This window comes from Vandammella animalimorsus, from assembly GCF_002285285.1.
In the GTDB taxonomy this organism is placed as follows: Bacteria; Pseudomonadota; Gammaproteobacteria; order Burkholderiales; family Burkholderiaceae_C; genus Lampropedia; species Lampropedia animalimorsus.
The window spans coordinates 345,096-361,327 of sequence record NZ_NSJF01000002.1; the positions used below are offsets into that span (position 1 = coordinate 345,096).

A 16,232-nucleotide genomic window follows, 5' to 3' on the forward strand; every position below is an offset into this window, starting at 1 on the left:
GCGCGCTCAGCTGGCGCTGCCCAGGGTCAGCAGTTCGGCGCCGTCCATGACTTGGTCGCCAGGGGCGAACAGCAGCTCGGCCACCACGCCGTCGCGCGGGGCGACGATGGTGTGCTCCATCTTCATGGCCTCCATCACGGCCAGCGGCTGGCCTTTCTTGACCTTGTCGCCGGGTTGCACGGCGAAGGAGACGACTTTGCCGGGCATGGGCGCTGCCAGGCCGCCGCCTTCGCCTTCGCCTTCGCTCTGGCTCAGCGGGTCGATCCAGGTGATGCTGTCGTGGCCGCGCGCGGCAAAGACTTCGACGGTGCTGCCGTTGCGGTAGATGGACAGGCGCGCGCTGCGCTCGGCGAATTGCACCTCCAGCGCATCGCTGTCAGGCACTGGGGCGAATTGCACGATGCCTTCGCGCAGCGGCGCAGCCTTGTAGTCGCCGTGCGGGCGGATGCTCAGGTGCAGGCTGCCGTCGTTGAGGTAGCTGATGGTGGCGTCCAGCTTGGCTTCGCCCTTGGCAAAGAGGAAGAAGCGCTTGGCCACGCCCCAGCCGCGCCAGCCGTCGCGCTGGGCGAAGGGGTCGCGCTCGGGGCTGGCTTCTTCCTGGTGCAGCATGCCGGCCACGGCGGCGGCCACGGTGTATTCCACGGGCCAGGCGCTTTGGCCAAAGAGCTGGGCGGCCTCGCGCTGGATCAGGGCGGTGTCGAGCTTGGCCTGCGCAAAGGATTCGGTTTTGATGGCGCGGCGCAGGAATTGCACGTTGCCCGGCAGGCCAACGATGTGCAGTTGCGAGAGTGCCTCATCCAGCCGCGCCAGGGCCTGCTCGCGCGTTTCGCCGTGCACGATGAGCTTGGCGATCATGGAGTCGTAGAACGGGCTGATGGCGTCGCCCTCGCGCACGCCGTCGTCCACGCGCACTTCGCTGACGGCAAAGCTGCTGGAGGCGGGCTTGCGGTAGATGCGCAGCGTGCCGGTGGCGGGCAGGAAGTCGTTGTCGGGGTTTTCGGCGTTGATGCGCGCCTCGATGGCGTGGCCGTTGATGCGCAGCTCCTCCTGGCGCTTGGGCAGTGGCTCGCCTGCGGCCACGCGCAGTTGCCATTCGACCAGATCCAGGCCGGTGATGGCCTCGGTGACGGGGTGCTCGACTTGCAGGCGGGTGTTCATCTCCATGAAGTAGAACTTCATGTCCTCGGGCTTGTCGTAGCCGCCGGGCTGCTCGACGATGAACTCCACCGTGCCTGCGCCCACGTAACCCACGGCGCGTGCGGCGGCCACGGCGGCCTCGCCCATCTGGCGGCGCAACTCGGGCGTCATGCCGGGGGCGGGGGCCTCTTCCAGCACCTTCTGGTGGCGGCGCTGCACGGAGCAGTCGCGCTCGAACAGGTACACCACGTTGCCTTGCGTGTCGCCAAAGACCTGAATTTCGATGTGGCGCGGGCGCTGCACGTATTTCTCGACCAGCACGTTGTCGTCGCCAAAGCTATTGATGGCCTCGCGCTTGCACGATTGCAGCGCGGCGGCGAAGTCTTCGGCCTTCTCGACGATGCGCATGCCCTTGCCGCCGCCGCCAGCGCTGGCTTTGATGAGCACGGGGTAGCCGATGCGGTCGGCCTCGCGCTGCAGCAGGGTTTCGTCCTGGTCCGTGCCGTGGTAGCCAGGCACCAGCGGCACGCCGGCCTGCTCCATCAGGCGCTTGGATTCGGCCTTCAGCCCCATGGCCTTGATGGCGCTGGCCGGCGGGCCGATGAAGACCAGGCCGCTCGCGGCGCAGGCCTGGGCGAAGTCCTCGTTCTCGCTCAAAAAGCCATAGCCGGGGTGGATGGCCTGCGCGCCCGTGGCCTTGGCGGCATCGATGATGCGCTGCCATTGCAGGTAACTTTCCTTGGGCGTGTTGCCGCCCACGTGCACGGCCTCGTCGCAGACTTGCACGTGCTTGGCCTTAGCATCGGCATCGGAGTACACGGCCACGGTTTGCACGCCCAGGCGGTGGGCAGTGGCGGCGACGCGGCAGGCAATCTCTCCACGGTTGGCAATCAATATCTTGGTAAACATGGTGGTCTCCTCTTGAATGGGGGCGCATCAGGTTTGATGCGACAGGATGTTGATCAGCGTGCCGACCGGGTCGCGCACGTAAAAGCGTTTCACGCCCCAGCTTTCAACGGCTGGGCCGTATTCGATGCGGTAGTTCATGGTCTGGGCGCGTTCGTAGTAGCGATCCACATCGTCCACCTCGATCGACAAGGCGGGCACGGCCGTGCCATTGCCGCCTTCGCTGGCCAGACTAAGTTGATTGCGCATGGAGTGGCTGTTGCCAAGGGTTTGAATCCAGCCGTGGTCCATGAGCAGATTCAGCCCCAGAAAATCAGCATAAAAGCGGCGCATGGCAGCGCTGTGCCCTTCAGGGCAGGAGATGTTGTGGACGATGCGTTGTACGGTCATGCCGGCTCCTTTTGCGGCTGGCGGCGCAGGCGGCGCAACACAGCTTGGAAAAATTTGAATAACAGTGCAATCAGCGCAATGGCCAGCAGCACCATGATGACCAGCGCCACGCCAAAAGCCACGGGGTATTGCGTGGCCAACCAGACCACGGCTACCACCAGGCCGTCCTCAAACAAGGACGCGCCCCAGTTGGAAAACGGCTCCGGGCTGGTGTTGATGGCCGCGCGCGCCGTGGCCTTGGCGGCGAACGAGGTGGCCGCCAGCGACCCGCCCAGCAGCCCGGCGGCCACGCCCATGGCGGCGTTGTCGGCGCCGAACACGCCAGCGGCCAGCAGTGCGCCGGCGGGCACGCGGACGAAGGCGTTGATGCCGTCCCACGCGCTGTCCAGCCAGGGCACTTTGTCGGCAAAAAACTCCACCAGCAGCATGAAGCCGCTCACCGCCAACACCAGCGGGTGCGCCAGCACGGACAGGCCGCTGGGCAGCGCCAGCCAGCCTGCCGCGCCCATGCCGCCGACCAGGAAGGTGACGGCATACAGCCGGAAACCGCTGGCCCAGCCCAGCGCGGCGGCCAGCGCCATGAGGCCCGCCATGTCCAGCTGGGCCACGGCGCCGCTGGCGGCCTGGCCCACAGCCTGCGCGGCTTCGGGCCCGATGTGGATGCCCACGCCGTGCAGCCACTGCACGATGCTGTCGATGAAGCGCTGGTCTTGCATGAGTTCTACATTCCCGGTAGCGGTTTGCGGCGGATGGATGAAAGCGGTGCCTGGCTGGCGCGGTCAGGACGTGGGCATGGGCAGCACGGCCATGAACTGGCCGCACACTTTGACCTGGCCGCCCACCACCTGCCAGCCGTGGCTGATCTCCGCCCAGCTGAGCTTGCAGTCCGCCCAGGGCCGGTCGCGGGCCTGCACCTGCACGGCGCCCTGGGCGGTTTCGGTGACCACATAAGGGATTTTCTCCCCTGGCCTTTCCTCCCCCATGATGAGCAGCCCCGGCCCGGGCAGCAGTTGCAGCGCCTGGCAGTTGTTGTAGCTGTTTTGGCGCTCGTAGAGCGTGTCCAGCTGCACGGGCTGGCCCCGGTGGCTGATCCAGTAGTCGCAAAACGCTGTCCCCTGGCTTGCGCGGCCGGCGATGTAGCGGCGAATCTCAACGCTGAAGGGGCCGTGCTGCACCGTGCGCAGCAGCTCACCCCGATCGCGCGTGGACGGCGGCGTGCCAGGGCCGAAGCTGCCCGATGACGGGCCGGGCCACTCACATCCGGCCACGGCCAGCACAGTGCCGAGTGCCATGAGTGCGGCCATGGTTGGCCTGAACACCGCTTGCCCTGCGCCGCTGGCCGCTCCGCTTACAGCGCCCACGGCGCGCACGGCGGCAAGCGCCAGCTGCGCGCCCGCATCATGCAGGCGCTGCAGCAAGGCATCGGTCAGGCGTTCCAGGGACATTGTTTGCTTCAAAAACAATCGCTAATTTTGAACAGGGCCGAGGAGGTCAGGCCGTTTTTTCTGCCTGAGCCTCCAGCCATGCGGGCTTGCGCTTTTGCAGAAAGGATTGCACGCCCTCCTTGCCCTCGTCACTGGCGCGGATGTCGGCAATGCCTTGCACGGTCTGCGCGATCAGCGCGGCGTTGATGTCGCGCTCGGCCACGTCCTGCAGCAGCTGCTTGCATTCCTTGACGGCATTGGGGCTGGCGCTGGTGAGCGCGCCCAGCAGCTCGGCCAGTTTGGCATCCAGCGCAGCTTCGTCGGGCACGACCTCGTGCACGAAGCCGATGCGCAGCGCCTCCTGCGCGCTGAAGCGCTCGGCGGTGAGGAAGTAGCGGTGCGAGGCGCGCGGCCCCATGGCGCGGATGACGTAGGGGCCGATGGTGGCCGGGATCAGGCCCAGCTTGACTTCGCTGAGGCAAAAGCCTGCGGCCTGCACGGCCACGGCCATGTCGCAGGCGGCCACCAGGCCCATGCCGCCGGCGTACACGTCGCCCTGCACGCGGGCAATGGTGGGCTTGGGGCAGGTGTAGATCACGCGCAGCATCTCGGCCAGCTTGCCTGCGTCGGCCAGATTCTCCTGGCGCGTGTAATCGGCCATGCGGCGCATCCAGTTCAGATCGGCCCCGGCGCAAAAGGCCTTGCCTTCAGCGGCCAGCACGATGGCGCGCACCTCGGGCGCTGCGCCCAACTGGGTGAAGGCCTGGGTGAGCTGGGCAATCACTTCGTCATTGAAAGCGTTGCGCACGTCCGGGCGCGAGAGGGTGACGGTGGCAACGTGACCGGTGGTGGCGATGCGGATGGCTTGGGTCATGGCGGGTTGGAAGATGGTTATTGGATGCGGGCGTTCAGGCGTTTTGGGATTCACCATCTTGGGTGGCTGGCTCCAAAGCGAAGTTGAAGTGCTTTTGCGTGATGGTGGTTGGCAGTTGGTTGAAAAAAGTCCTGTGTGGCTTTGAAGTTCACCCCTTTGGGAAGAGGGCGGTCTTGTTCTTTGGCGTAGCGGTATTCAGCCACTTTTTTGATGCAGCTCTGCAGCGCGGTGATCTGGTCAGGCGTGCACAGCGCGGCACAGGTCAGCAAGCGGCGTGCGGCGCGTTGGCGCTCTTCGTATTGCTGGCGGATGGGGGCTTTGAAGGCTTCTTCTTCCTCGGCGCTCCGTTGGCCGCTCTTGGCTGCGATGCCGTCGTGCTTGACGTTGGCCAGCGCACTGGCGGCGCGCTCACCGCCCATGACGCTGATGCGGGCGTTGGGCCGCATCCACAGAAAGCGCGGGCTGCAGGTGCGGGCAGCGCTATTGAGGGCGGGGACGGGAAAATTATGGAGCAAATTCATAATGGCAAAACATTGCCGCATTCGGCCATGAGTGGAATTGATCGTCAATACGGGGTCTGGCCGGGAGTTGCCTTGCGTAAAAATTAATCTGTTGATTCTTTTAACATCCACTTGCCATCAATTTTTCTTATTGCAATGCTTTTCTTGAGAGGGTTTCCATCAATTTCAGTGCGCTCGCTAATTTTTATGTGGCCAATTTCCTTGTTGTCTTTGTATTGAATCCCCACGGTTGTCGAAGGGGTGGGTAATCCGCTGTCTACAATTAAATATTCCAATTCATTGTGTTTTTTTTAGGATACCAATATAGGCGTTGCTTTGTTGGTTCTTTATCGCCAGGTGCGAGTGATTGTCAGAGGGGCCTTCTTCATTCTGTTGAACCCAATATTGATCATGTTTATCTTGCGTCCCGCAAGATATAAGCGCCAATGAAGATAAAATTAATAAACAATTCTTTCTCATAAAATTCCTTGCAAATAAATTTCCATTCGCTCTTGCAATTTTTGCTTGAGGCTTGGGTAGATAGCAGTCACAGCCCGCCCCTTTGCACGGGTATCGGCTGGCCCGCTCGCAGCGCCTGCGTGATGGCATTGCGCTGGCGCCAGATGCTGCGCACGTAGGGGTCGGAGATGATGAAGCGGCCGTGGCCGATGCGGGCAATCAGGTTGGCGGCAATCAGCGCGTCCACCGTGGTTTGCACTTGCTTGACTTCCACCGGCAGCCCCAGGGCAGCGGCGTAGTCGGCCAGTGCGGCCTGGCCGTAGAGCTCGCGCGTGCCGTCTTCCGGCCCGTTGGCAATGCGGGCAAAAACCAGCTCGGCCAGCTCGCCACCAATCTCGCCGGCGCGGGCAAATTCAATGTCGGCTGCGGTCGAGGCCAGGGTGGCGCAGATGAGGTCAAACTCGGCATCGCTGCCTTGTGGCGCGGCCTGAAATTGGCCCAGCGCACGCTCGAACTCTTCCGGGCGATGGCCCAGGGTTTGAAAGCCGCGCCAGGCGGCCTCGGGCGAGGGCAGGCGCACGCCATCGGCGGCCAGCTGGTTGAGCTTCCACTGCACGTAGGCTTGCGGCAGCGGCTCGAAGGTCGCGGTCACCGCGCCCTTGAACGGGTGTGAGGGCTTGGTGGCCATGTCGTTCATCAGTGAGCGGTGCGAGCCGGTGCCGATAAACAGGAAATGCCCGGGTGCCTCGGGGTTGCCATTGACTTCATCGCGCGCGGCTTTGAGGGCAGCCATCAGGGCATTGCCCGCCGCGCCTGCGGCCTGCTGCACTTCGTCCACGATCAGCACCACATCGGTCCGGGCCTGATGCACCAGCTCGTGCATGGCCTGCGCCAGGGTGGCGCCGCCTTGGCGGCCCAGCGTGTCGAGTTGAAAGCTCAAAGACAGGCCCGCTGCGCCCAGCCCCATGCCTTTGAGGCGCTTGAGCATGTCTGCCCCAGGCGTTTGCAGCGCGTGCAGCTCTTTGCGCACCGCCTCCAGCACCAAATCAAGGGGGGCGCGGTTCACGTCGGCCCACAAATCCACATAGATGACGATGGCGCCGCGCTGGCGCAGCTCTGGCACCAACTCGTTGCGCAAGAAGGTGCTTTTGCCAACGCGCCGGATGTTGGACAAAAACACACCCGAGCGCACGCCGGTGTGCAGCCCCGAGGGGCTGAGCAATTGATCGGCCAGCGCCTTGGCGTAGTCAGGGCGGGGGAAGAGCATGGCGAATTACCTTGAGTTATTGGTTTCAGGTAATTATTGCTGTTTTGGTAATTTTGGGTAAATCATGGGTTCAGCGTTGGGCGTTCAGCGAGAAGTCGCCCCCACGCTGAACCTCCCATCACATGCGGAACACGCCAAACTTGACGTCTTCCACCGGCGCATTGCGTGCGGCCGACAGGCCCAGGGCCAGTACGCGGCGGGTGTCGATGGGGTCGATCACGCCGTCGTCCCACAGGCGGGCGCTGGCGTAGTAGGGGTGGCCTTGCTCCTCGTACTGCTGGCGGATGGGGGCCTTGAAGGCTTCCTCCTCCTCGGCGCTCCACTGGCCGCCCTTGGCCTCAATGCCGTCGCGCTTGACGGTGGCCAGCACGCTGGCGGCCTGCTCGCCGCCCATGACGCTGATGCGGGCGTTGGGCCACATCCACAGGAAGCGCGGCGAGTAGGCGCGGCCGCACATGCCGTAGTTGCCGGCGCCAAAGCTGCCGCCAATGATGATGGTGAACTTGGGTACGTTGGCCGTGGCCACGGCCGTGACCATCTTGGCGCCGTGGCGGGCAATGCCTTCGTTTTCGTACTTGCGCCCGACCATGAAGCCGGTGATGTTCTGCAGGAACACCAGTGGGATCTTGCGCTGGCAGCACAGCTCGATGAAGTGCGCGCCTTTCTGCGCGGATTCGGAAAACAGGATGCCGTTGTTGGCGATGATGCCCACCATCATGCCCTCGATGCGGGCAAAGCCGCAGACCAGCGTGGTGCCGAAGCGGGCCTTGAATTCGTCCAGCTCGCTGTCGTCCACGATGCGGGCGATGATCTCGCGCACGTCAAAGGGCTTGCGCGTGTCGGTGGGGATGATGCCGTAGAGCTCCTCGGCGGCAAAGCGCGGGGGCTTGGGCTGGGCGTCGGCCGGGCAGGGGGCCTTGCTCCATTGCAGGTTCTTGACCTTTTCGCGCGCCAGGGCCAGGGCGTGCATGTCGTTTTGCGCCAGATAGTCGGCCACGCCCGAGAGGCGTGTGTGCACGTCGCCGCCGCCCAGATCCTCGGCGCTGACGACTTCGCCCGTGGCGGCTTTGACCAGCGGCGGGCCACCCAGGAAGATGGTGCCCTGGTTTTTGACGATGATGGTTTCATCGCTCATGGCGGGCACGTAGGCTCCGCCGGCGGTACAACTGCCCATGACGACGGCGATTTGCGCAATGCCCTGCGCGCTCATGTTGGCCTGGTTGTAGAAGATGCGGCCGAAGTGATCGCGGTCGGGGAAGACGTCGTCTTGATTGGGCAGGTTGGCGCCGCCCGAATCCACCAGATACACGCAGGGCAGGCGGTTTTGCATGGCGATTTCCTGCGCGCGCAGGTGTTTTTTCACCGTCATGGGGTAGTAGGTGCCGCCTTTGACGGTGGCGTCGTTGCACACCACCATGCATTCCACGCCGTTGATGCGGCCGATGCCGCAGATCACGCCGGCGCAGGGCGCAGCGTCCTTGCCGTCTTTGTCCTTGTACATGTTCAGCGCGGCCAGCGGCGCGACTTCGAGAAAGGGCGAGCCGGGGTCGAGCAGGGCCTGCACGCGGTCGCGCGGCAGCAGCTTGCCGCGCGATTGGTGCTTGTCGCGCGCGGCCTGGCCGCCGCCTTGCTCGATGCGCTCGAACTGCTGGTTCAAATCGTCCACCAGGGCACGCATGGCATCGGCGCTGGCTTGGAAGTCGGCGGAGCGGGGATTGATCTTGGAAGTGAGGATGGCCATAGGGGTTCTTGTGTGCTGGCCCCTTGCCGGGGCCTGGTGTTGGGGGTGTTGCGGGGGCGTTCTGAACGGGGTTTTCAGGCGGTCTTGGCTTCGCTCAGGCCCAGCAGTTTCTTCATCTCGTCGCGGATGGCGAATTTCTGGATCTTGCCCGTCACCGTCATCGGGAAGGCATCGACGAAGCGGATGTAGCGCGGCACCTTGTAGTGCGCGATTTGGCCCTTGCAGAATTCGCGGATGTCGTCCTCCGTCACCAGCGCGCCGGGCTTGGCGATGATCCAGGCGCACAACTCCTCGCCGTATTTTTCGTCGGGCACGCCCACGACCTGCACGTCCTGCACCTTGGGGTGGCGGTAGAGAAATTCCTCGATCTCGCGCGGGTAGATGTTCTCGCCGCCGCGGATCACCATGTCCTTGATGCGGCCGACGATGTTGACGTAGCCCTGCTCATCCATGGTGGCCAAATCGCCCGTGTGCATCCAGCCCTCGGCGTCGATGGCTTCGCGGGTTTTCTCCTCATCGCCCCAGTAGCCGTGCATCACGGAGTAGCCGCGCGTGCAGAACTCGCCCGACTGGCCGCGCGGCACGGTCTCGCCGGTGGCGGGATCGACGATCTTGATCTCCAGATGCGGCTGTACCTGGCCGACGGTGGTGACGCGGCGCTCCAGCGGCGTGGCCGTGTCGCTCTGGCAGCTCACCGGGCTGGTTTCCGTCATGCCGTAGGCGATGGTGATTTCCGACAGGTGCATTTGATCGACCACGCGGCGCATGACTTCAATGGGGCAGGCCGTGCCAGCCATGATGCCGGTGCGCAGGCTGGAGAGATCGAACTCGGCAAAGCGCGGGTGGTCCAGCTCGGCGATGAACATGGTGGGCACGCCATGCAGGCCGGTGCATTTTTCGGCCTGCACGGTCTCCAGCACCGTCAGGGCGTCAAAGCCGTCGTTGGGATAGACGATGGCGCTGCCGTGCGTGATGCAGGCCAGATTGCCCAGCACCATGCCAAAGCAGTGGTACAGCGGCACGGGGATGCACAGCCGGTCTTCTGGCGTGAGCTTCATGCACTCGCCAATGAAAAAGCCGTTGTTGAGGATGTTGCGGTGCGTCAGCGTGGCCCCCTTGGGAAAGCCCGTGGTGCCGCTGGTGAACTGGATGTTGATCGGGTCGGTGTTCCTCAGGCCGGCCTGCACCTGTGCAACCTGAGGATCATTGGCATCGCCAGTGGCCAGCAGCTCGGAAAAGCGCTGCATGCCTGGCTGCTCCTGGCCCTGGCCGGGCACGTCGATCCAAACCACGCGACGCAAAAAGGGCAGGCGGCGGGCGGCCAGTTTCCCAGGCTCGCATTGCTCCAGCTCAGGGGCCAATTCACGCAACATGCCCAGGTAGTCGCTCGTTTTGAAGCTGGGCATGGCCACCAGGGCCTTGCAGCCAACCTTGTTGAGCGCGTATTCGGCCTCGGCCGTGCGATAGGCTGGGTTGATGTTAACCAGCACCAAGCCCACTTTGGCCGTGGCCAGTTGCATCAGCACCCATTCCACATTGTTGTGCGACCAAATGCCGATGCGATCGCCTGGCTGAAGGCCTGTGCGCAGCAAAGCGCTGGCGAATTGGTTGACTTTGGCCTGCAGCTCGCGGTAGGTGTAACGCTGCCCCTGGTGGCGGCTGACCAGCGCTTCGCGCCCGGGGTGCTGCAGCGCCATGGCGTCGAAGAAATCGCCAATCGTTTGCTCGATCAGGGCAGGCGCGGCGTTACCTTGAGCATAGCTGTCCATGCTGTGTCTCCTCTTGTTGTGTGATGGGGCCCAATCCGGGGCGCGCGCGGCATCTTACTGTGGCAAGGGCTGGCCTGGTGTTTGGACTGGGGCACAAAAAGTGCCAGAATGCGCCCAGTTCTGTGAAGCTGCGCCTGCCGATGAAAAAGCCCGCCAATGCACCAGCCATGGCCGCTGCCGCCGCGCCCATGGCGCCTGGCCCATCCAGGAAAACCCCAATACAGCAGCCCGCCAAGGCCACGCCCCTGGATTTTGTGCTGGTGATCCTGCAGGCCTATGGGCGCTACGGCAAGGATCCGCAGGCGGCGCTGGAGCATGCACAAATCACGCCATTGGAGCTGCGCGATCCTGGCGGCTGCATCACTGCCTTGCAGATGGAGCGTTTGTCCAGCTATGCCATGCGCGAGCTTGACGATGAGGCGCTGGGCTGGCTGTCGCAGCCATTGCGTTGGGGCAGCTATGGCTTGCTGGCACGGGCCTCGATCTCGGCGCCTAACCTGCGCGTGGCGCTGCTGCGCTGGTGCCGCCATCACGGCCTGCTCACGCGCGACGTGCAGTTGCAGCTGGACGTGCAGCGCAAGCAGGCGACGATCTCCGTGCACGAGCTGCTGCAGGCGCCGCTGCCGCAGCGCCGCCTGGGCTTGCTGACGCTGCTGCGCAATATCCATGGCTTTTCTTGCTGGCTGCTTGATTCGCAAATCCCCCTGACGGGCGTGCAGCTGCCCTTTGCCGCACCGCCCTATGCTGCCGAGTTGGCGCGCATGTTTCCAGGGCCGATCGTCTATGGCGCGGCCTGCGCCAGCATTGGTTTCGATGCCAGCTATCTGGACATGCCGCTGCGCCGTGGCGAGGCCGCGCTCAACCAGATGCTGCAGCGCGCGCTGCTGGTGGTGGTCAAGCCCTACCGGCGCGACCGGCTGGTGCAGCAGCGCGTGCGCCAGCTGCTCAGCCATGCCGATGGCAGCGCCCACACCGCCCAGAGCCTGGCACGCCAATTGCATGTTTCGGTGCGCAGCCTGCACCGTTTTTTGCAGGACGACGGCACCAGCTTGCAGGCCATCAAGGACGAGGTGCGCCGCGAGCGCGCCATGCAGCTGTTGGCGCGCACCGACTATCCGGTCAAGAAGGTGGCTGCGCTGGTGGGCTTTGACAATGCCAAGAGCTTTACTCGTGCGTTCACGCGTTGGCTGGGGGTTTCACCCAATGCCTACCGCCGCCATCAAGAGCGCTGAAGCGGCGTTTTCTGGCCGGCCGGCCGCAAGGGCGCCGCTGAGCGGTTTGCCCAGGCGGCGATGAGTGCGACAATGCCGGGCGTTTTCGATGCTGCGGCCATGTGGCCCTGGCGCAGGGGCGCATGGCTCTTGGCCTTGCTTGGCTGGCTGAGGCTTTGCAGACCTTCCCTTGATTCATTCCATACAAAAAAAGAGCATACCGTGAGCGTCGACAGCCAAACTTTCAACCAGCGATTCGATCAGTACGGCCAATGGCGCGCCGAGTTCTCCAGCGAGCTGCGGGAATTCTCGGACTGGTTAGAGAGCAAGGGGCTGCGCAACAACGCCACCATGGAGCGCCTGGCGCGGCTGCAAAGCCAGGCGGCCAACGACAAGATCACGGTGGCCTTCGTGGCCGAATACTCGCGCGGCAAGTCGGAGATGATCAACGCGCTGTTCTTCTCCAGCTACGGGCGGCGCATCATGCCCGCCAGCGCTGGGCGCACCACTATGTGCCCGACCGAGTTGACCTGGGACGACGCCCACCCGCCTGGCGTGCGCCTGCTGCCCATTGAGACGCGCAAGCTCAGCGCCAGCCTGGCGGACTGGAAGCTCAAGCCCTCGTCGTGGCTGAATGTGCCCTTTGACCCGCACTCGGGCGACAGCGTGGCTCAGGCGCTGGAGAAAGTCACAGAGACCACCCAGGTCGATCAGGAAGAGGCGCGCCGCCTGGGCTTCTGGTCCGACGAGAACGAGGAGGACAACCCGCCGGTCAATGCCTCGGGGATTCTTGAGGTGCCCAAGTGGCGCCACGCGCTGATCAACTTCCCCCACCCGCTGCTGAAGAAGGGCATGGTGATCCTGGACACGCCGGGCCTGAACGCCATCGGCGCCGAGCCCGAGCTGACTGTCAGCCTGCTGCCGCAGGCCCAGGCCGTGCTCTTCATCCTGGGCGCGGAAACCGGCGTGACGCGCTCGGATCGCCAGATCTGGCAAGAGCACCTGGCACGTCACGTGGATTCGGTTGGCCTGCGTCTGGTGGTACTCAACAAGATCGACGTGCTGTGGGATGAGCTCACCAGCAAGCAGGAACAGGAGGAGCAAATCAAGCGCCAGCGCCAAAGCGTGGCGGAAACGCTGGGCGTGCCCACCAGCCACGTGCTGGCCGTTTCGGCGCAAAAAGCCTTGGTGGCCAAGATCAACAAGGACGACAAGCTGCTGCGCGACAGCGCCATTCGTCGCCTGGAATGGGTGCTGGTCGATACGCTGCTGGGCCAGCGCCATCTGATCCTCAACCGTGCGCTGATGCGCGGCCTGACAGAGATCCGTGCCGAGGCGCGCCAGCTGCTGCACGTGCGCCTGCGCGATCTGACCGAGCAAATTCAGGAGCTGACCAGCCTACAAGGCAAGAACAGCAGCGCGCGGCGCAGCATCCGCATGCGCATTGCGCGTGAGCGCAAGGAGTTTGACAGCAGCGTCAACAAGATCCTGGGTCTGCGCGCTGCGCAGAACAAACTGCTCAATCAGGCATTCAACCAGCTCAGCGCCAAAACCATCAAGGGCGAACTCAACACGCTGGCTGGCGAGCTACAGGGCAAGATGCTGACGCTGGGCTTTCAAAAGCGCTTCATGGAGACTTTCTCCAACCTGCGCGAGGTGCTGGAGAGCAGCCAGGAAATCGCTAACCAGATGCAGCGCGTGCTGGTTGACTCCTACAACAGCCTGAACACGGAATTTGGCTTTGCGCTGCAGCCGCCCGAGGAGGTGGACCTGCGCCAGTTCGCCTTGGATTTGGAAAAGATCGCCGAGGGTAACAAGCACCACTTCTCGATCACCAACGTGCTCAAGCTCTCCTCGACCGAGTTCAGCGAGCGCTTGGTCTCGGCCATCTCGATGCGGCTGCGCTCGGTGTTCGAAGCGGCCTCCAACGAGCTGGAGCTGTGGAACAAGGCGTCGACGGCGCAGTTGGACGTGCAGCTCAAGGAGCGACGCCACAGCTTTATCAACCGCAGTGAAACGGCCGAGCGCATCGAGCAGGCTGACCTGGATTTGACCGAGCGCCTGCAGGAGCTACAGGACGACACAGCGGCCCTCAAGGAGGTGGCCTTGCAGCTGCACGATCGCGCCGAGCGGCTGGAGCTGTCGCTGCACTCCATCACCCGCAGCATGGATTTGGGCAGCAGCGCCACGGCTGCGGCCAGCGCTTGATGACAGCGCCCGAATCGGTGGCGGTCGAATTGGCCGACGCCGAGCCGGCCAGGCTGCCCACTGCCATGCAGCAGGAGCAGGCCTTTGCCGCCCCAGCCCAAACCCTCACCCCATTCAGTGAGCGCCTGATCGCCTGGCAGCGGCGTGCCGGCCGCCACGGCCTGCCCTGGCAGGGCACGCGCGACCCTTACCGCGTCTGGCTGTCGGAAATCATGTTGCAGCAAACCCAGGTGCAAACCGTGCTGCGCTACTACCCACGTTTTTTGCAGGCTTTCCCCAGCGTGCAGCAACTGGCCCAGGCCAGCCAGGACCAGGTGCTGCAACTCTGGAGCGGCCTGGGCTATTACAGCCGTGCGCGCAACCTGCATCGCGCCGCGCAGCAGGTGGTGGAGCAATGGGGCGGTCAGTTCCCGCGCGATCCGCAGCAACTGGCCAGCCTGCCGGGCATTGGCCGCTCCACGGCCCATGCCATCGTCGCCTTTTGCTTTGGTGCGCGCGAATCCATCCTCGATGCCAACGTGCAGCGCGTCATGGCGCGCTGGCTGGCCTTCGATGGCGACCTGGCCAGCACGGCAGCCGTGCGCAGCCTGTGGCAGCAGGCGCATGAACTGCTGCCCCGGCAAGACCTGCAGCGCGCCATGCCTGCCTACACCCAGGGTCTGATGGACTTGGGCGCCATGGTTTGCACCCCGCGCAAGCCCGACTGCGGCGCCTGCCCCTTGGCGGCCGACTGCCGTGCGCGCCTGCAGCAGCGCGTGCTGCATTACCCGGTCAAGACCCGCAAGCTGCAGCGCCGCGCACTGACCTGGCTGTGGCTGGTGGTGCGCGATGCACAGGGCCGCGTGCTGCTGGAAAAGCGCCCGGCGCGCAGCGCCTCCGGCTCCATCTGGGCGCAGTTGTACTGCTTTCCCTGCTTTGAGGAGCGGGAGCAGCTGGAGCGCTTTCAGATCGCCTGCGGCTGGGCGGGGCTGCCGCTGAAATGGCAGGCGGAATTTCGCCACGTGCTCACGCACCGCGATTTGACGTTGCGCCCGGCGGTGCTGCAATTGCCTGCTGATGCTGATGCGCTGTTGCCGTCGTCTGGAATGGAGCAAGCCCATGCACCCAATCCATTGCAATGGGTGCCGGTAGAGCACATCCTGGCCGGGCAATGGGCTGTGCCCGCTGCCTTGCTGGGCTGGCTGCGCCAAGGCTGGCTCTGAACTTGGTCATATGGCCATATGGCTGGCAGGCATATCCAAAGAAAAGAATATTCGTAAGGGTGCTGCGCGCGCGCTTCTAGAATCTGCGCTGTTCGCGGCCTTGGCGCTCGCCAGGCAGGTCAACCCCGGCAGGCCCTCAGGCATTAAAGCCACTTGCGTCGGCGCTGGCATGGCTGGTCGGGCGCACCTCACCTCATCTCCATCTCATCTCTTTCCCAAGAACCGTTTTGCAAGGAATCTTCATGATGAAAAAACTCCTTCCCCTGGTGGCCGCTGCGGCCCTGTCCTTTGCGGCCCTGCATGCCCAGGCCCAGACCAAACTGGTGGTGGGCGCTACGCCTGTTCCCCATGCCGAGCTGCTGAACTTCGTCGCTCCCAAGTTGAAGGAGCAGGGCATCGAGCTGGAGGTCAAGGAGTTCACCGACTACGTGCTGCCCAACACCGCCACGCAGGAAAAGCAATTGGACGCCAACTTCTTCCAGCACCTGCCTTACCTGGAGAGCTTTAACAAGGACCGCAAGACCCAGCTGGTGCAGCTGCCCAAGGGCGGCGTCCACATCGAGCCTTTTGGCGCCTACTCGAAGAAGATCAAGGCCATTGGCGAGCTCAAGGAAGGCGCCATCGTCGCCATCCCCAATGACCCGACCAACTCCGGCCGTGCGCTGCTGCTGCTGGACAAGCACGGCGTGATCAAGCTCAAGGACAACGCCAACATCACCTCGACGGTGGCCGACATTGCCGAAAACCCCAAGAAGCTGCAGTTCCGCGAGCTGGAGGCGGCCATCCTGCCGCGCGCACTGGACGATGTGGACCTGGCGCTGATCAACACCAACTACGCGCTGGAGGCCAAGCTGGTGCCGGCCAAGGATGCGCTGCTCATTGAAGGTGCGGACTCGCCCTACGTGAACATCGTCGTCACCCACGCCGACCGCGCAGACGATGCCGCGCTGCAAAAACTCACTGATGCACTGCGCACCGAGGAAGTGCGCGAGTTCATCAACACCAAGTACAAAGGCGCCATCGTGCCGGCGTTCTGAGCAGACGCTGGGATCGTGAGCAGGTCTTGAGCGCCTGCGCCCGATACAAACAAAAGCCGCGCCGATCGTGCATGCGATCGGCGCGGCTTTTTGTGCGGTTCAATCGA

The 16,232-nt window shown here is 64.0% G+C and carries 13 protein-coding genes and 1 pseudogene; 4 read left to right on the forward strand and 10 right to left on the reverse strand.

Annotation, left to right across the window (positions count from 1 at the left end; all coding sequences use genetic code 11):
* Positions 1-6 precede the first annotated feature (6 nt).
* The 10 genes and pseudogenes from CK620_RS04940 to CK620_RS04980 all read right to left on the reverse strand — a co-directional run bounded on the left by CK620_RS04940 (position 7) and on the right by CK620_RS04980 (position 10,467).
* Entirely contained in the window at positions 7-2,046 is a 2,040-nt protein-coding gene (locus tag CK620_RS04940) for an acetyl/propionyl/methylcrotonyl-CoA carboxylase subunit alpha (protein WP_095549355.1), read from the reverse strand.
* A 27-nt stretch (positions 2,047-2,073) separates the two neighbouring features.
* On the reverse strand, positions 2,074-2,433 hold the full coding sequence (locus CK620_RS04945) for a VOC family protein (RefSeq protein WP_095549356.1): 360 nt from the start codon (positions 2,431-2,433) through the stop codon (positions 2,074-2,076).
* Positions 2,430-3,149, reverse strand: a complete 720-nt coding sequence (locus tag CK620_RS04950; protein ID WP_095549357.1) for a DUF4126 domain-containing protein — start codon at positions 3,147-3,149, stop codon at positions 2,430-2,432. Before CK620_RS04950 ends, CK620_RS04945 begins: the two co-directional genes overlap by 4 nt.
* 63 nt (positions 3,150-3,212) lie before the next feature.
* Positions 3,213-3,878, reverse strand: a complete 666-nt coding sequence (locus CK620_RS04955) for a hypothetical protein (protein ID WP_095549358.1) — start codon at positions 3,876-3,878, stop codon at positions 3,213-3,215.
* Between the two features lie 46 nt (positions 3,879-3,924).
* Complete coding sequence (locus CK620_RS04960; protein ID WP_095549359.1) at positions 3,925-4,731, reverse strand: enoyl-CoA hydratase/isomerase family protein; 807 nt, start codon at positions 4,729-4,731, stop codon at positions 3,925-3,927.
* A 50-nt stretch (positions 4,732-4,781) separates the two neighbouring features.
* Positions 4,782-5,204, reverse strand: a pseudogene (locus CK620_RS14275) (carboxyl transferase domain-containing protein); the annotation flags it as partial.
* A 131-nt stretch (positions 5,205-5,335) separates the two neighbouring features.
* The gene (locus tag CK620_RS13770; RefSeq protein ID WP_143325935.1) at positions 5,336-5,527 is read right to left on the reverse strand and encodes a hypothetical protein; all 192 of its coding nucleotides are present in this window, start codon (positions 5,525-5,527) and stop codon (positions 5,336-5,338) included.
* A gap of 251 nt (positions 5,528-5,778) precedes the next feature.
* Positions 5,779-6,957, reverse strand: a complete 1,179-nt coding sequence (locus CK620_RS04970; RefSeq protein ID WP_095549360.1) for a P-loop NTPase family protein — start codon at positions 6,955-6,957, stop codon at positions 5,779-5,781.
* A 118-nt stretch (positions 6,958-7,075) separates the two neighbouring features.
* Positions 7,076-8,698, reverse strand: coding sequence for a carboxyl transferase domain-containing protein (locus tag CK620_RS04975; RefSeq protein ID WP_095549361.1), 1,623 nt, complete (start codon positions 8,696-8,698; stop codon positions 7,076-7,078).
* A gap of 74 nt (positions 8,699-8,772) precedes the next feature.
* The gene (locus CK620_RS04980) at positions 8,773-10,467 is read right to left on the reverse strand and encodes an AMP-binding protein (RefSeq protein ID WP_095549362.1); all 1,695 of its coding nucleotides are present in this window, start codon (positions 10,465-10,467) and stop codon (positions 8,773-8,775) included.
* A gap of 188 nt (positions 10,468-10,655) precedes the next feature.
* Between CK620_RS04980 and CK620_RS04985 the strand changes: the two genes are divergently transcribed.
* The 4 genes from CK620_RS04985 to CK620_RS05000 all read left to right on the forward strand — a co-directional run bounded on the left by CK620_RS04985 (position 10,656) and on the right by CK620_RS05000 (position 16,125).
* Positions 10,656-11,699, forward strand: a complete 1,044-nt coding sequence (locus CK620_RS04985; RefSeq protein WP_095549600.1) for an AraC family transcriptional regulator — start codon at positions 10,656-10,658, stop codon at positions 11,697-11,699.
* A 201-nt stretch (positions 11,700-11,900) separates the two neighbouring features.
* Positions 11,901-13,886 carry a dynamin family protein gene (locus CK620_RS04990; RefSeq protein ID WP_095541740.1) on the forward strand — a complete coding sequence of 662 codons (1,986 nt, stop codon included), beginning with the start codon at positions 11,901-11,903 and terminating at the stop codon, positions 13,884-13,886.
* A gap of 65 nt (positions 13,887-13,951) precedes the next feature.
* On the forward strand, positions 13,952-15,088 hold the full coding sequence (mutY, locus tag CK620_RS04995) for an A/G-specific adenine glycosylase (protein ID WP_095549601.1): 1,137 nt from the start codon (positions 13,952-13,954) through the stop codon (positions 15,086-15,088).
* A 242-nt stretch (positions 15,089-15,330) separates the two neighbouring features.
* The gene (locus CK620_RS05000; protein ID WP_095541741.1) at positions 15,331-16,125 is read left to right on the forward strand and encodes a MetQ/NlpA family ABC transporter substrate-binding protein; all 795 of its coding nucleotides are present in this window, start codon (positions 15,331-15,333) and stop codon (positions 16,123-16,125) included.
* Positions 16,126-16,232: the final 107 nt, after the last annotated feature.

Coding starts and splice junctions, on each gene's coding strand:
- CK620_RS04945 (WP_095549356.1), bottom strand. CDS start 2,433: ATGACCGTACAACGCATCGTCCACAACATCTCCTGCCCTGAAGGGCAC.
- CK620_RS05000 (WP_095541741.1), top strand. CDS start 15,331: ATGATGAAAAAACTCCTTCCCCTGGTGGCCGCTGCGGCCCTGTCCTTT.
- CK620_RS04940 (WP_095549355.1), bottom strand. CDS start 2,046: ATGTTTACCAAGATATTGATTGCCAACCGTGGAGAGATTGCCTGCCGC.
- CK620_RS04975 (WP_095549361.1), bottom strand. CDS start 8,698: ATGGCCATCCTCACTTCCAAGATCAATCCCCGCTCCGCCGACTTCCAA.
- CK620_RS04960 (WP_095549359.1), bottom strand. CDS start 4,731: ATGACCCAAGCCATCCGCATCGCCACCACCGGTCACGTTGCCACCGTC.
- CK620_RS04970 (WP_095549360.1), bottom strand. CDS start 6,957: ATGCTCTTCCCCCGCCCTGACTACGCCAAGGCGCTGGCCGATCAATTG.
- CK620_RS04985 (WP_095549600.1), top strand. CDS start 10,656: ATGGCGCCTGGCCCATCCAGGAAAACCCCAATACAGCAGCCCGCCAAG.
- mutY (WP_095549601.1), top strand. CDS start 13,952: ATGCAGCAGGAGCAGGCCTTTGCCGCCCCAGCCCAAACCCTCACCCCA.
- CK620_RS04955 (WP_095549358.1), bottom strand. CDS start 3,878: ATGTCCCTGGAACGCCTGACCGATGCCTTGCTGCAGCGCCTGCATGAT.
- CK620_RS04980 (WP_095549362.1), bottom strand. CDS start 10,467: ATGGACAGCTATGCTCAAGGTAACGCCGCGCCTGCCCTGATCGAGCAA.
- CK620_RS04950 (WP_095549357.1), bottom strand. CDS start 3,149: ATGCAAGACCAGCGCTTCATCGACAGCATCGTGCAGTGGCTGCACGGC.